We start from the raw sequence: 14,800 nt of genomic DNA, 5'->3' as shown, positions 1-14,800 counted from the left end.
CGGATTCCTTAAGTTGTTTGTGCAGTGCGTGATTGACGGCGTTGACGGCGTACCAGTTCCCCGGCCAGGGCCAGATAAGCCAGCGCGCCTCGCGATTGCTTGTCGTAGGCCAGGGCCGGCATGCCGAAGCTCGGGGCCTCGGCCAGGCGAATGTTGCGCGGAATGACCGTGTCGTACAGCTGCGGGCCAAAGTGCTCCTTCAGCTGCGCCGAGACATCGTTGTTCAGGCTCAGGCGCGGATCGTACATGGTCCGCAGCAGGCCCTCGATCTTCAGCTCCGGGTTCAACCGGGCGGCGATGCGCTTGATGTTATCCACAAGGTCGCTGAGACCTTCCAGTGCGTAGTACTCGCACTGCATCGGGATGATCACGCCATCGGAGGCGACCAGGGCGTTGAGCGTGAGCATCGACAGCGACGGAGGGCAGTCGATGAGGATGTAGTCATAGTTCTCGCGAATCGGCGCCAAGGCGTTGCGCAGGCGGCTCTCCTTGACCTGCATTTCCAGCAGCACCACTTCGGCGGCGGTCAGGTCACGGTTGGCCGGCAGCAACTGGAAACCACCGTGCTCGGAGTAATGCATGGCCTGGGCCAGGTCGCATTCCCCGATCAACAGGTCGTAGACCGAGTGCTCGAGCTCGTGCTTGTCCACACCGCTGCCCATGGTGGCGTTGCCCTGCGGATCGAGGTCGATCAGCAGCACACGACGCTTGGTCGCGGCCAGCGAGGCGGCGAGATTGATACAGGTGGTTGTCTTGCCCACACCACCTTTCTGGTTCGCGATTGCGAATACCTTAGCCATTGTTGCGTGTGTTCCCAGTCATGCCTTGCGGCGCAGTATCAGCAGATGGCGCTGGCCCTGGCAACCTGGAACGGTCAGGGCCTGCTCGCTTTCCACTGTGAAGTCTGCGGGCAATGCTACCAGTTCATCGGCAGGATGCAGCCCCTTCATTGCAAGCCATTGCGTCCCGGTGTCGCCCAGGTGGCGGGTCCAGTTGGTGAAGTTCTCCATGCTGCTGAAGGCGCGGGAGATGATTCCGCTGAACGGTTGTGTCGGCTGGAAGGCTTCGACCCGACTGTGGATAACCGTGAGGTTGTCCAACTTGAGCTCCATTTTCACCTGGGTCAGGAAGCGGGTCTTCTTGCCATTGGCGTCCAGCACTGTCACGCGCTTGTGCGGATGCAGGATAGCCAATGGGATACCGGGCATGCCACCGCCACTGCCGACATCCAGCCAGTTGTCACGCTCGCTGTGGATAAACGGCATGACACTGAGGCTGTCGAGCAGGTGACGCGACACCATCTCGTCGGGGTCGCGCACGGCGGTGAGGTTGTAGGCTTTGTTCCATTTGATCAACAGGGCCAGGTAGCCGAGCAGCTTTTCGTGATGCTCGGCGCTCAGCTCGACACCGAGCTGGCGCGCACCTGTGGACAACTCTTCAGCGTGTTGCGGGGTGACCAGGGAACTCAAGCGCTTTGCTCCAATTCGCGGCTAGCGCCGCGTTTTTTCAAGTGAATCAGCAACAGGGAAATCGCCGCCGGGGTCACGCCCGGGATACGCGAAGCCTGACCCAGGGTTTCCGGTCGGGTCTGGCCCAGCTTGCCCTGGATTTCCTTGGACAGGCCGGAAATCGTCGAGTAATCGATATCCACAGGCAGGCGGGTGTCTTCGCTGGCGCGCAGACGTGCGATTTCATCCTGCTGGCGGTCGATGTAGCCGGCGTACTTGGTGCGGATTTCGACCTGCTCGGCGACCTGTGGATCGATCGCTTCGCCGCCGGTTGCCTCGATCAGCCCGGCGTAGTCGATTTCCGGGCGCGCCAGCAGGTTGAGCAGGCTGTACTCGTGGCTGAGCGGGGTACCGAACTTATCCACAATGGCCTGGCCTTGCTCGGTGTTCGGGCGTACCCAGGTCGACTTCAGGCGCTGCTCCTCGCGTTCGATGCCGTCGCGCTTGGCGCAGAAGGCGGCCCAGCGCAGGTCGTCGATCAGGCCGAGTTCGCGGCCCTTTTCGGTCAGGCGCAGGTCGGCGTTGTCTTCGCGCAGGATCAGGCGGTACTCGGCACGCGAAGTGAACATGCGGTACGGCTCCTGGGTACCCAGGGTAATCAGGTCGTCGACCAGTACACCGATGTACGCCTCGTCGCGGCGCGGGCACCAGCTGTCTCGGCCCTGCGCCCGCAGGGCGGCGTTGGTCCCGGCCAGCAACCCCTGGGCGCCGGCTTCTTCGTAACCGGTAGTGCCGTTGATCTGGCCGGCGAAGAACAGGCCGCCGATGACTTTGGTCTCGAGGCTGTACTTGAGGTCGCGCGGGTCGAAGTAGTCGTATTCGATGGCATAGCCCGGGCGAACGATGTGGGCGTTCTCCATGCCGCGGATCGACCGCACCAGCTCCAGCTGCACGTCGAACGGCAGCGAAGTGGAAATACCGTTGGGGTACAGCTCATGGGTGGTCAGACCTTCCGGCTCGATGAACACCTGGTGGCTTTCCTTGTCGGCGAAGCGGTGGATCTTGTCTTCGATCGACGGGCAGTAGCGCGGGCCGACACCTTCGATGACACCCGAGTACATCGGCGAACGGTCGAGGTTCGAGGCGATGATCTCGTGGGTGCGCGCATTGGTGTGGGTGATCCAGCAGCTCACTTGGCGCGGATGCATCTGGGCGTTGCCCATGAACGACATCACCGGGATCGGCGTATCGCCTGGCTGCTCGGTCATCACCGAGAAGTCCACCGAACGGCCGTCGATGCGTGGCGGGGTACCGGTTTTCAGGCGGCCGACGCGCAGCGGCAGTTCACGCATGCGGTGGGCCAGGGCGATCGAAGGTGGATCGCCGGCGCGACCACCGGAATGGTTTTGCAAACCAATGTGGATAAGCCCGCCGAGGAAGGTACCGGTGGTCAGTACCACCGATTCGGCGAAGAAACGCAGGCCCATCTGGGTCACCACGCCTTTGACCTGGTCCTGCTCGACGATCAGGTCGTCGCAGGACTGCTGGAATATCCACAGGTTCGGCTGGTTTTCCAGGATTTCACGCACCACTGCCTTGTAGATGGCGCGGTCGGCCTGTGCACGGGTGGCGCGTACGGCCGGGCCCTTGCGGTTGTTCAGAACGCGGAACTGGATGCCGCTCTTGTCGGTGGCCAGCGCCATGGCGCCGCCGAGGGCATCGATCTCTTTGACCAGATGGCTTTTGCCAATACCGCCAATGGCGGGGTTGCAGCTCATGTGACCGAGGGTTTCCACGTTATGGGTCAGCAGCAGGGTTTTCACACCCATGCGTGCAGACGCAAGCGCAGCCTCGGTACCGGCATGGCCGCCGCCGATGACGATCACTTCAAAACGGGAAGGGAAATCCACCACGCACCTCGTGCCTGTTTTTGCGAATAGAGAAGGTAAGCGGACAAGTATAGGGACTTCACCCCCTTTAAAGAAACCGTCTGAGCAAATTTTGACCAGTCTGTGGATGAGTGGCAGCCAACAGAAATCAAAGAGGAAAAATTTAAAAAAGCTTTGTTTTTATGTTTATTCTTATGCACAAGCTTTGCTGTGGATAAGGTTATGTAGGCCTTTATTCATGCCGTGTAGAGAAAAATTAAACCCTGTGGTTGGAGTACCATGAGGGCTATGGATAACACGATTTAGCCTGTGGATTAAATGGCTGTTTACCCACAAGCGGGTTTGTCCTCAGAAAAAAAGCCTGCTTATCAACGGAGCTGAAGGCGAGTTTTCCACAGGGCTCCTGCGCCCCTTAGTCAGCCTGAGATTGAAAAAATCCTCGAGCTGGCGGCCAGATACGGACAAGGTTGGAGCGGGCGAGCCCGCGAATTCGTCGGTACAGCCACACAGACTCAGGGCTGGTAAGGGCCTCTTCGCGGGCACGCCCGCTCCCACTGGTACTCGGTTCGCCTGAACACGGTCATCTGTTGCAAAGAATTTGAGGCAAAAAAAAGCCGCTCCCGAAGGAGCGGCTCTTGGTTTTGCCTGGCTGTGAATTACTTGCCGATGCAGAAGCTGGAGAAAATCCGCCCCAGCAGGTCATCAGAGCTGAATGCCCCGGTAATCTCCCCCAGGGCCTGCTGCGCCTGCCGCAGGTCTTCCGCCAACAGCTCACCCGCGCCAGCCAGGGTCAGTTGTGCACGGCCATGTTCCAGGTGCTCACTGGCCTGGCGCAGGGCATCCAGATGGCGCCGGCGAGCGCTGAAACCACTCTCGGCCGTCTGTTCATAACCCATGCAGGCCTTCAGGTGGTCACGCAGCAACTGCAGCCCTGCATCGTCCCCTTTGGCACTGAGGGTGATCGTTACATGGCCGTCATCGCACTGTTCCAGCGCTACCCGCTCACCACTAAGATCGGCCTTGTTGCGAATCAGCGTCACCTTGGCCGGGTCTGGCCGCTGGTCGAGAAATTCTGGCCACAGGGCGAACGGGTCGCTGGCCTCGGGCGCAGTGGAATCCACCACCAACAACACCCGGTCGGCCTCGCCAATAGCCTTCAGCGCACGTTCCACGCCAATCTTTTCCACATGGTCATCGGTGTCGCGCAACCCGGCAGTATCGACCACGTGCAGCGGCATGCCGTCGATGTGGATATGTTCGCGCAAGATGTCCCGCGTGGTGCCGGCAATGTCGGTGACGATGGCCGCTTCCCGTCCGGCCAGCTGATTCAGCAGGCTCGACTTGCCGGCATTCGGCCGACCGGCGATGACCACGGTCATGCCGTCACGCAGCAAGGCACCCTGCCCGGCTTCCCGCTGCACTGTGGACAACTCGCCGCGAACGATATCGAGCATCGAAAGTACATGGCCATCAGCGAGGAAGTCGATTTCTTCCTCGGGGAAGTCGATCGCCGCCTCGACGTAGATGCGCAGGGCTATCAGTGCTTCGGTCAGGCTGTGCACGCGCTTGGAGAACTCGCCCTGCAGCGAACGCAGTGCGTTGCGCGCAGCCTGGCTGGAACTGGCTTCGATCAGGTCGGCAATGGCTTCGGCCTGGGCCAGGTCGAGCTTGTCATTGAGGAATGCACGTTCGCTGAACTCACCCGGGCGAGCCAGCCGGCAACCAACTTGTACACAGCGCTGCAGCAGCATATCCAGCACCACCGGGCCACCATGGCCCTGCAGTTCCAGCACGTCCTCGCCGGTGAACGAATTCGGCCCAGGGAAGAACAGCGCGATCCCTTCGTCCAGCACCAGGCCTTCCTCGTCGCGGAACGGGCCGTAATGGGCGTGGCGCGGGGTAAGCGTACGGCCGGTGATCAACTGGCCGGCCTTGGCAGCCAGAGGGCCGGACAACCTGACAATCCCCACACCGCCGCGGCCCTGGGCGGTGGCGATGGCGGCGATGGTTTCACGCACAGTGTTCATGCTCGAAAGCCTCTACGACAAAAACGACAGATAGCAAAAACGCCCCACTAGGGGGCGTTTTTTATTCACAGGCTAGCGCAGTAGCCTGTCAAGCAGCAGCTTTTTTGCTGGCTGCTTCGATGCTGCGGGTGATGTACCACTGCTGTGCGATCGACAGGCAGTTGTTCACAACCCAGTACAGCACCAGACCAGCCGGGAACCACAGGAAGAAGAAGGTGAAGATGATCGGCATCATTTTCATCACCTTGGCCTGCATCGGATCCGGCGGCGTCGGGTTCAGGCGCTGCTGGATGAACATGGTGGCGCCCATGATGATCGGCAGGATGAAGAACGGATCCTTGATCGACAGGTCGGTAATCCACAGCATCCATGGAGCCTGGCGCATTTCCACGCTTTCCAGCAGTACCCAGTACAGGGCCAGGAACACTGGCATCTGCACCAGGATCGGCAGGCAGCCGCCCAGCGGGTTGATCTTCTCTTTCTTGTACAGCTCCATCATCGCCTGGGACATCTTCTGGCGATCGTCACCGAAGCGTTCCTTCAGTGCAGCGAGCTTCGGCGCAACGGCACGCATGCGCGCCATCGAACGGTAGCTGGCAGCCGACAGCGGGAAGAACAGGCCTTTGATCAGCATGGTCAGCACGATGATCGACCAGCCCCAGTTACCCAGCAGGCTGTGGATATGTTGCAGCAGCCAGAAGATCGGCTGGGCGATGAACCACAGGAAACCGTAGTCGACAGTCAGTTCCAGACCTGGGGACAACTCTTTCAGCTTGGACTGGATTTTCGGGCCGGCGTACAGCATGGCGCTGGTTTCGACCTTGCCGCCAGCAGGCACGCTGATGGCCGGGCCGGTATAGCCGATGATGTAGTTGCCTTGGCTGTCCTTGCGGGTCTGAACAACGTTGTTGTCCGACTTGGCCGGAATCCAGGCGGTCACGAAGTAGTGCTGCAGCCAGGCAACCCAGCCGCCGGACACATTTTCTTTCAAACTACCTTTGTCGATGTCCTTCATCGAGACCTTTTTGTAAGGCTCGGAAGGGGTCCACAGGGCAGCGCCCAGGTAAGTAGCGGTGCCGGTGGCAGTGCTCGACGACGGATCGGAGCTGGCATCACGCTTGAGCTGGGCAAACATGTTGCCGCTCCAGGCCTGACCGCTCTGGTTGTCGATCAGGTAGCTGACGGTCAGGTCGTACTCGCCGCGCTTGAAGCTGAAGCGCTTGATGTAGTTGACGCCGTTTTCGCTGAACTTCAGGTCGACCACCAATTGTTCCTGGCCATCGGCCAGCTGGTAACCCTTCTTGTCGGTAGCGTAAAGAGGGCGACCGGCAGGACGGGCATCCGGACCGTTGACGCCGGTCAGGCCGCTTTGTGCCAAGTAGACACGCTCGCCACCGTTGTCGAACAGCTGGAAAGGAATGTCCGGGTGGTCCTGGCGACGTGGGTACTGCGGCAGGTTCAGCTGGACGATGTCACCACCGACCGGATCGATAGCCAGCTCCAGGACATCGGTCTTGACCCGGATCAGGTCCTTGCTGACCGCAACCGGTGCCAGTTCGGCTGCGCTGGTTTCGGCGTTGGCGCTTGGCACATCGGCGCTGGCGCCGGCATTACCGGCCGGTACGCCATCCGGCAAACCCGGGGCAACGGTGCTGGCAGCAGTATTCTGAGTCGGCAGGGCAGCCTGGCCGTAGTCCTGGTTCCACTTGAGGACCATGACGTAGGACACGATTGCCAGGGCGACGATCAGGATCGTGCGTTTAATATCCATGATTACTCGGCTATCGAAGAAGTTCGGGAGGAAGGAGCGGGAGGAACGGGATCGAAACCGCCGTCGTTCCACGGATGACAACGCCCCAGGCGACGAACGGCTAGCCACCCACCACGCCAGAGGCCGTGGTTTTCGATGGCTTCATAAGCGTAACAGGAGCAACTGGGGAAGAAACGACAGTGGCTGGCCATTAGAGGACTAATGGCGTAACGGTAAAACTGGATCGGAACGAGCGCCAGTTTACGCATCTTGGCTGTCTACCCCTGCGGAATTGGCGGTCACTGCTGGAGTGGGCCGGCTGCGCGCCAGGCGTTTCCAGAGTTTGCCAAAGTGTTGGTGCAATTCCGGGTTTTCTATCTCACCCAATCCCTTGCGCGCGACGATCACAATGTCCAACCCGGCAAGCAATTGCTGGTTCAGGCGAAAGGAATCGCGCATCAAGCGCTTGAGGCGGTTGCGTTGAACGGCGAGCTTGACGCTCTTCTTGCCGATCACCAGGCCAAGGCGTGGGTGATCGAGGCCGTTCTCGCGAGCAAGGATCAGCAGGTTTTTCCCTGGAACCTTGCCGGTTGGGGAGTCGAAGACCGCTTTGAAATGTCGGGGTGTAAGCAGTCGCTTTTCCCGACTGAAGTCCTGACTCACCACCTGTGCCGAAAAATCAAATGGCCAGACGCTTACGGCCTTTGGCACGACGACGCGACAGAACAGCGCGGCCGTTCTTGGTAGCCATACGGGCACGGAAGCCGTGGGTGCGCGCGCGCTTGATGGTGCTTGGTTGGAAAGTACGTTTCATGGCGTGTTACCTGGTTTGTCGACGACGGGCCGGGATGGCCCCCTTTTTAAGAGACCGGCGATTCTAGAGAAAGCAAGCCCGTAGGTCAATTTCCAACCAGTCTTTCCATATAGAGCACGTGATGGACGGTGCGTGCTTGTCCATCCCCCAAGGGTGCTTGATCGGACACACGAATTGGGGACAACATGAAAAAAAAGAAGAGACATATAAAAAGCTTTTCTGAAGAATCTATAAATCTTAAGTGGATAACCTTCTGTGGATAACCCGCTTGAGGCCAGAAAATCCGGGCTGTACAGAGTTTTACAACTGTGTTCTCAACCGGTGCTGCGCTTGTTTTCTTCGTGGTCAAAAGCTGTGGATTAAATACCCGCTTATCCACAGCGGAGTTATCAACAGGCTTGACCTCAGGGTTGTGCATAGCGCTCATGGCTGCTTATCCACAGGGCTTATTCACAGTGCGAAGAAGCCGTTTTGGTCGATAAATGGCTGTTTTGTCATGGTTCCTAACGTGTCCACATGTGGATAACTGAACGCTCGACCGGTACAATGGCGGTTTGTTTTTGCCTCATCCGGCTTTCAAACTCAGGGGATATCCGTGTCAGTGGAACTTTGGCAGCAGTGCGTGGAGCTTCTGCGCGATGAACTGCCTGCCCAGCAATTCAACACCTGGATCCGTCCGCTACAGGTCGAAGCCGAAGGCGACGAGTTGCGCGTCTATGCGCCTAACCGTTTCGTTCTCGATTGGGTCAATGAAAAGTACCTGGGTCGTTTGCTCGAGCTGTTGGGCGAAAACGGCAGCGGCATTGCGCCTGCCCTTTCCTTGTTGATCGGCAGCCGTCGCAGCTCTGCGCCACGTGCCGCACCCAACGCGCCAGTAAGTGCTGCGGTGGCCGCCTCGCTGGCCCAGACCCAGGCCCAGAGCCAGACACAGAAGGCAGTGCCGGCAGCGGTCGAACCCGTCGCCGTGGCGGCGGCCGAGCCTGTGCTGGTCGATGAACTGGCCGAGCCCTCCTCGCGTGACAGCTTCGATGCCATGGCCGAGCCGGCTTCTGCGTCGGCTGGCAGTGCCCGGACCGAACAGCGCACCGTGCAGGTTGAAGGTGCGCTCAAACACACCAGTTACCTGAACCGCACCTTCACGTTCGACACCTTCGTCGAAGGTAAGTCGAACCAGTTGGCGCGCGCGGCTGCCTGGCAGGTGGCAGACAACCCCAAGCATGGTTACAACCCGCTCTTCCTTTATGGTGGTGTGGGCCTGGGTAAAACCCACCTCATGCATGCTGTGGGTAACCACCTGCTGAAGAAGAACCCGAACGCCAAGGTCGTGTACCTGCATTCGGAGCGCTTCGTCGCGGACATGGTCAAGGCGCTGCAGCTCAACGCCATCAACGAATTCAAGCGTTTCTACCGCTCGGTGGATGCGTTGCTGATCGACGATATCCAGTTCTTTGCCCGTAAAGAGCGCTCGCAGGAAGAGTTTTTCCACACCTTCAACGCCCTGCTCGAGGGTGGTCAGCAGGTAATCCTTACCTCTGACCGCTACCCCAAGGAAATCGAAGGCCTGGAAGAGCGCCTGAAGTCGCGCTTTGGTTGGGGCCTGACGGTTGCCGTCGAGCCACCAGAGCTGGAAACCCGCGTGGCGATCCTGATGAAGAAGGCCGACCAGGCCAAGGTCGAACTACCGCATGACGCGGCCTTCTTCATTGCCCAGCGCATCCGTTCCAACGTCCGTGAACTGGAAGGCGCATTGAAGCGGGTGATCGCTCACTCGCACTTCATGGGCCGCGACATTACCATCGAACTGATTCGTGAATCGCTCAAGGACCTGCTGGCGCTCCAGGACAAACTGGTCAGTGTGGATAACATTCAGCGTACCGTCGCCGAGTACTACAAGATCAAGATCTCCGATCTGTTGTCCAAGCGTCGTTCGCGTTCCGTGGCGCGTCCACGCCAGGTGGCCATGGCCTTGTCCAAAGAACTGACCAACCACAGTCTGCCGGAAATCGGCGACATGTTCGGTGGTCGCGACCATACGACCGTGCTGCACGCCTGCCGCAAGATCAACGAACTGAAGGAATCCGACGCGGACATCCGCGAGGACTACAAGAACCTGCTGCGGACGCTGACGACCTGATGGCCGTCTGCGCAGCTAATTGAAGGCAAGGGACTAGACCATGCATTTCACCATTCAACGCGAAGCCCTGTTGAAACCCCTGCAACTGGTCGCCGGTGTCGTCGAGCGCCGCCAGACCTTGCCGGTCCTGTCCAACGTATTGCTGGTCGTGCAAGGCCAGCAACTGTCGTTGACTGGTACCGACCTGGAAGTCGAACTGGTAGGCCGCGTGCAACTGGAAGAGCCGGCCGAGCCTGGCGAAATCACTGTCCCGGCACGCAAGCTGATGGACATTTGCAAAAGCCTGCCTAACGACGCCCTGATCGATATCAAGGTCGACGAGCAGAAACTGTTGGTCAAGGCCGGCCGTAGCCGCTTTACCCTGTCGACCCTGCCAGCCAATGACTTCCCGACCGTGGAAGAAGGCCCGGGCTCGCTGACCTGCAACCTGGAACAAAGCAAGCTGCGCCGCCTTATCGAGCGCACCAGTTTCGCCATGGCCCAGCAGGATGTGCGCTACTACCTCAACGGTATGCTGCTGGAGGTTTCCCGCAACACCCTGCGAGCTGTGTCCACTGACGGTCACCGCCTGGCGCTGTGCTCCATGAGCGCACCGATCGAGCAGGATGATCGCCACCAGGTCATCGTGCCACGCAAAGGTATCCTCGAACTGGCACGCCTGCTGACCGACCCGGAAGGCATGGTCAGCATCGTCCTGGGCCAGCACCACATTCGCGCCACCACTGGTGAATTCACCTTCACTTCCAAACTGGTGGACGGCAAGTTCCCGGACTACGAGCGCGTACTGCCCAAGGGCGGTGACAAGCTGGTGGTCGGCGACCGTCAGGCGCTGCGTGAAGCCTTTAGCCGTACTGCGATTCTTTCCAACGAAAAGTACCGCGGTATCCGCCTGCAACTGGCTGCTGGCCAACTGAAAATCCAGGCCAACAACCCCGAGCAGGAAGAAGCTGAAGAAGAAATCAGCGTGGACTACGAAGGTAGCTCGCTGGAAATCGGCTTCAACGTCAGCTACCTGCTGGACGTGCTGGGCGTAATGACTACCGAGCAAGTTCGTCTGATCCTGTCCGATTCCAACAGCAGTGCCCTGCTGCAGGAAGCTGGCAATGACGATTCTTCCTACGTTGTCATGCCGATGCGTCTGTAACGTAGCAGGCGAAATGTCTCTTCGACGTATCATGGTCACCGCGGTGCGCAACTTGCACCCGGTGACACTCTCACCGTCCCCCCGCATCAACATCCTTTACGGCGCCAACGGCAGCGGCAAAACCAGCGTGCTTGAGGCCGTGCACCTGCTCGGGCTGGCGCGCTCGTTCCGCAGCACCCGCCTGAACCCGGTTATCCAGTACGAACAATCGGCCTGTACCGTGTTCGGCGAAGTGCAATTGGCCGAGGGTGGCAGCAGTAACCTGGGTGTATCCCGGGAGCGGCAGGGGGAGTTCACTATTCGCATCGATGGGCAGAATGCGCGGAGTGCGGCGCAACTGGCTGAATTGCTACCGCTTCAGCTCATCAATCCGGACAGTTTCCGCTTGTTGGAAGGCGCTCCGAAAATACGCCGCCAGTTCCTGGATTGGGGGGTGTTCCACGTGGAACCTCGTTTTCTGCCAGCCTGGCAACGGCTGCAGAAGGCACTGCGGCAGCGGAACTCATGGTTGCGGCATGGTACACTTGACCCAGCTTCGCAAGCCGCCTGGGACCGGGAATTGTGCCTGGCCAGTGCGGAAATAGATGAATACCGTCGCAACTACATCAAGGCCTTGAAGCCCGTCTTCGAGCGAACCCTGAGCGAACTGGTCGAGCTGGACGGGTTGACCCTTAGCTACTACCGAGGCTGGGACAAGGACCGGGAACTGCAAGAAGTACTCGCTTCCTCTCTCCTTCGCGATCAGCAGATGGGCCACACCCAGGCCGGTCCGCAGCGTGCTGATCTGCGTCTTCGTCTGGCTGCCAACAATGCAGCCGACATCCTGTCGCGTGGTCAGCAAAAGCTGGTGGTGTGCGCATTGCGCATTGCCCAAGGCCACCTCGTTAGTCAGGCTCGCCGCGGTCACTGTATTTATCTCGTGGATGACTTGCCGTCCGAACTGGACGACCAGCATCGCCGCGCGCTGTGTCGCTTGCTTGAAGAATTACGCTGCCAGGTGTTCATCACCTGTGTAGATCACGAATTACTGAGGGAAGGCTGGCAGACGGAAACGCCAGTTGCTTTGTTCCACGTGGAACAAGGCCGTATCACCCAGACCCACGACCATCGGGAGTGAATGCATGAGCGAAAATCAAACGTACGACTCCTCCAGCATCAAGGTGCTGAAAGGTTTGGATGCCGTGCGCAAGCGCCCCGGCATGTACATTGGCGACACCGATGATGGTAGCGGCCTGCACCACATGGTCTTCGAGGTGGTCGACAACTCGATCGACGAAGCCCTCGCCGGTCACTGCGATGACATCACCGTCATCATCCACCCGGACGAATCCATCAGCGTGCGCGACAACGGTCGCGGCATTCCGGTCGACGTGCATAAAGAAGAAGGCGTTTCCGCAGCCGAGGTCATCATGACCGTGCTGCACGCTGGCGGTAAGTTCGACGACAACTCCTACAAGGTATCCGGCGGTCTGCACGGCGTAGGTGTTTCTGTAGTGAACGCCCTGTCCGAGAAACTGGTACTGACCGTTCGCCGTAGCGGCAAAATCTGGGAACAGACCTACGTTCACGGTGTTCCACAGGCGCCGATGGCGGTAGTCGGTGACAGCGAAACCACCGGTACCCACATCCACTTCAAGCCTTCGGCTGAAACCTTCAAGAACATTCACTTCAGCTGGGACATCCTGGCCAAGCGTATCCGCGAACTGTCCTTCCTCAACTCGGGCGTTGGCATCCTGCTGAAGGATGAACGTAGCGGCAAGGAAGAGTTCTTCAAGTACGAAGGCGGCCTGCGTGCGTTCGTTGAATACCTGAACACCAACAAGACCCCGGTCAACTCCCAGGTATTCCACTTCAACGTCCAGCGTGACGATGGCGTGGGTGTTGAAGTCGCCCTGCAGTGGAACGACAGCTTCAACGAAAACCTGCTGTGCTTCACCAACAACATTCCGCAGCGTGATGGCGGTACTCACCTGGTGGGCTTCCGGTCCTCGCTGACCCGTAGCCTGAACAGCTACATCGAACAGGAAGGCCTGGCCAAGAAGAACAAGGTGGCGACCACTGGCGACGACGCCCGTGAAGGCCTGACCGCGATCATCTCGGTGAAGGTGCCGGACCCTAAGTTCAGCTCGCAGACCAAGGACAAGCTGGTCTCCTCGGAGGTGAAAACCGCCGTGGAACAGGAGATGAACAAGTACTTCGCCGACTTCCTGCTGGAAAACCCGAACGAGGCCAAGGCCGTCGTTGGCAAGATGATCGACGCTGCCCGTGCCCGTGAAGCGGCACGTAAAGCCCGTGAAATGACTCGCCGTAAAGGCGCGCTGGATATTGCCGGCCTGCCAGGCAAACTGGCGGACTGCCAGGAAAAGGACCCTGCCCTTTCCGAACTGTACCTGGTGGAGGGTGACTCCGCGGGTGGCTCGGCGAAGCAAGGCCGCAACCGTCGTACCCAGGCAATCCTGCCGTTGAAGGGTAAAATCCTCAACGTCGAGAAAGCGCGCTTCGACAAGATGATCTCGTCCCAGGAAGTGGGCACGCTGATCACTGCATTGGGCTGCGGTATTGGCCGCGAAGAGTACAACATCGACAAGCTGCGTTATCACAACATCATCATCATGACCGATGCTGACGTTGACGGTTCGCACATCCGTACCCTGCTGCTGACCTTCTTCTTCCGTCAGCTGCCGGAGCTGGTCGAGCGCGGCTACATCTACATTGCCCAGCCACCGCTGTACAAGGTGAAGAAAGGCAAGCAGGAGCAGTACATCAAGGACGACGAGGCCATGGAAGAGTACATGACCCAGTCGGCCCTGGAAGATGCCAGCCTGCACCTGGACGAGTCGGCACCAGCGGTTTCCGGTGTGCAGCTGGAAGCACTGGTGAATGAATTCCGTAGTGTCATGAAGACACTCAAGCGTCTGTCGCGCTTGTACCCGGAAGAGCTGACCGAGCACTTCATCTACCTGCCGGAGGTGAGCCTGGAACAGCTGGGTGACCACGCTGTGATGCAAGCCTGGCTGGCCCAGTTCCAGGAACGTTTGAACAACAGCCAGAAGTCCGGCCTGGTTTACAAAGCCAGCCTGCGCGAAGACAAAGAGCGCAACGTATGGTTGCCAGAAGTGGAAGTTACCTCCCACGGCCTGGCCAGCTACGTCACCTTCAACCGTGACTTCTTTGGCAGCAATGACTACCGTACCGTAGTCAACATTGGTGCCAAGCTGTCCAGCTTGTTGGGCGAAGGTGCTTACGTGCAGCGCGGTGAGCGCCGCAAGGCAATTGTCGAGTTCAAGGAAGGCCTGGATTGGCTGATGAACGAAACCACCAAGCGCCACACCATCCAGCGATACAAAGGGCTGGGCGAGATGAACCCTGAGCAGCTGTGGGAAACCACCATGGACCCAACCGTCCGCCGTATGCTCAAGGTCACCATCGAGGATGCGATCGCTGCCGACCAGATCTTCAACACCCTGATGGGTGATGCGGTCGAGCCGCGTCGTGACTTCATCGAAAGCAACGCGCTGTCGGTATCGAACCTGGACTTCTGATCCGGTGTAGGTTCACAGAAAAGCTGCACGTTACGGGGCTTGCGAAGGGTTA

13 protein-coding genes are annotated in these 14,800 nt (G+C 59.2%); 4 read left to right on the top strand and 9 right to left on the bottom strand.

The features are described 5' to 3' along the window. Positions 1–8: 8 nt before the first annotated feature. The 9 genes from B2790_RS07035 to B2790_RS06995 all read right to left on the bottom strand — a co-directional run bounded on the left by B2790_RS07035 (position 9) and on the right by B2790_RS06995 (position 8,355). Positions 9–800, bottom strand: coding sequence for a ParA family protein (locus B2790_RS07035; RefSeq protein WP_012274913.1), 792 nt, complete (start codon positions 798–800; stop codon positions 9–11). A gap of 18 nt (positions 801–818) precedes the next feature. Then, positions 819–1,469 (bottom strand): 16S rRNA (guanine(527)-N(7))-methyltransferase RsmG, encoded by a 651-nt coding sequence (rsmG, locus tag B2790_RS07030; protein WP_013970242.1) that lies wholly within the window; start codon positions 1,467–1,469, stop codon positions 819–821. Further along, positions 1,466–3,358 (bottom strand): tRNA uridine-5-carboxymethylaminomethyl(34) synthesis enzyme MnmG, encoded by a 1,893-nt coding sequence (gene mnmG / locus B2790_RS07025; RefSeq protein WP_075047067.1) that lies wholly within the window; start codon positions 3,356–3,358, stop codon positions 1,466–1,468. Before mnmG ends, rsmG begins: the two co-directional genes overlap by 4 nt. A gap of 635 nt (positions 3,359–3,993) precedes the next feature. After that, on the bottom strand, positions 3,994–5,364 hold the full coding sequence (gene mnmE / locus B2790_RS07020) for a tRNA uridine-5-carboxymethylaminomethyl(34) synthesis GTPase MnmE (RefSeq protein WP_085664234.1): 1,371 nt from the start codon (positions 5,362–5,364) through the stop codon (positions 3,994–3,996). Between the two features lie 88 nt (positions 5,365–5,452). After that, entirely contained in the window at positions 5,453–7,135 is a 1,683-nt protein-coding gene (yidC, locus tag B2790_RS07015) for a membrane protein insertase YidC (RefSeq protein ID WP_286918516.1), read from the bottom strand. A gap of 2 nt (positions 7,136–7,137) precedes the next feature. Beyond that, a complete protein-coding gene (gene yidD, locus B2790_RS07010) occupies positions 7,138–7,383 on the bottom strand; it encodes a membrane protein insertion efficiency factor YidD (RefSeq protein ID WP_075046823.1) in 246 nt (81 codons plus the stop codon). Then, positions 7,376–7,780, bottom strand: a complete 405-nt coding sequence (gene rnpA / locus B2790_RS07005; protein ID WP_003253166.1) for a ribonuclease P protein component — start codon at positions 7,778–7,780, stop codon at positions 7,376–7,378. The genes yidD and rnpA overlap by 8 nt, the downstream gene beginning before the upstream one ends. Positions 7,781–7,793: 13 nt before the next feature. Continuing rightward, the gene (gene rpmH, locus B2790_RS07000; RefSeq protein ID WP_003253163.1) at positions 7,794–7,928 is read right to left on the bottom strand and encodes a 50S ribosomal protein L34; all 135 of its coding nucleotides are present in this window, start codon (positions 7,926–7,928) and stop codon (positions 7,794–7,796) included. Between the two features lie 85 nt (positions 7,929–8,013). Continuing rightward, positions 8,014–8,355: a hypothetical protein gene (locus tag B2790_RS06995; protein ID WP_286918515.1), complete on the bottom strand. Its 342-nt coding sequence runs from the start codon at positions 8,353–8,355 to the stop codon at positions 8,014–8,016. Positions 8,356–8,523: 168 nt separating this feature from the next. Between B2790_RS06995 and dnaA the strand changes: the two genes are divergently transcribed. Genes dnaA through gyrB form a run of 4 tightly spaced genes read left to right on the top strand, consistent with a single transcriptional unit; the run spans position 8,524 to position 14,748 of the window. After that, positions 8,524–10,062, top strand: coding sequence for a chromosomal replication initiator protein DnaA (gene dnaA, locus B2790_RS06990; RefSeq protein ID WP_025337171.1), 1,539 nt, complete (start codon positions 8,524–8,526; stop codon positions 10,060–10,062). A gap of 40 nt (positions 10,063–10,102) precedes the next feature. Then, positions 10,103–11,206: a DNA polymerase III subunit beta gene (gene dnaN, locus B2790_RS06985; RefSeq protein ID WP_003260019.1), complete on the top strand. Its 1,104-nt coding sequence runs from the start codon at positions 10,103–10,105 to the stop codon at positions 11,204–11,206. A gap of 13 nt (positions 11,207–11,219) precedes the next feature. Next, complete coding sequence (gene recF / locus B2790_RS06980) at positions 11,220–12,323, top strand: DNA replication/repair protein RecF (protein WP_087500993.1); 1,104 nt, start codon at positions 11,220–11,222, stop codon at positions 12,321–12,323. Between the two features lie 4 nt (positions 12,324–12,327). Further along, positions 12,328–14,748, top strand: a complete 2,421-nt coding sequence (gene gyrB, locus B2790_RS06975; RefSeq protein ID WP_013970249.1) for a DNA topoisomerase (ATP-hydrolyzing) subunit B — start codon at positions 12,328–12,330, stop codon at positions 14,746–14,748. The last annotated feature ends 52 nt before the right edge of the window (positions 14,749–14,800 follow it).

Source organism: Pseudomonas sp. UBA6753 (assembly GCF_002453565.1).
Lineage (GTDB): Bacteria > Pseudomonadota > Gammaproteobacteria > Pseudomonadales > Pseudomonadaceae > Aquipseudomonas > Aquipseudomonas putida_Z.
The sequence above is the reverse complement of the archived record's forward strand: the minus strand, read 5'-3'. Positions and strand labels throughout refer to the sequence as shown.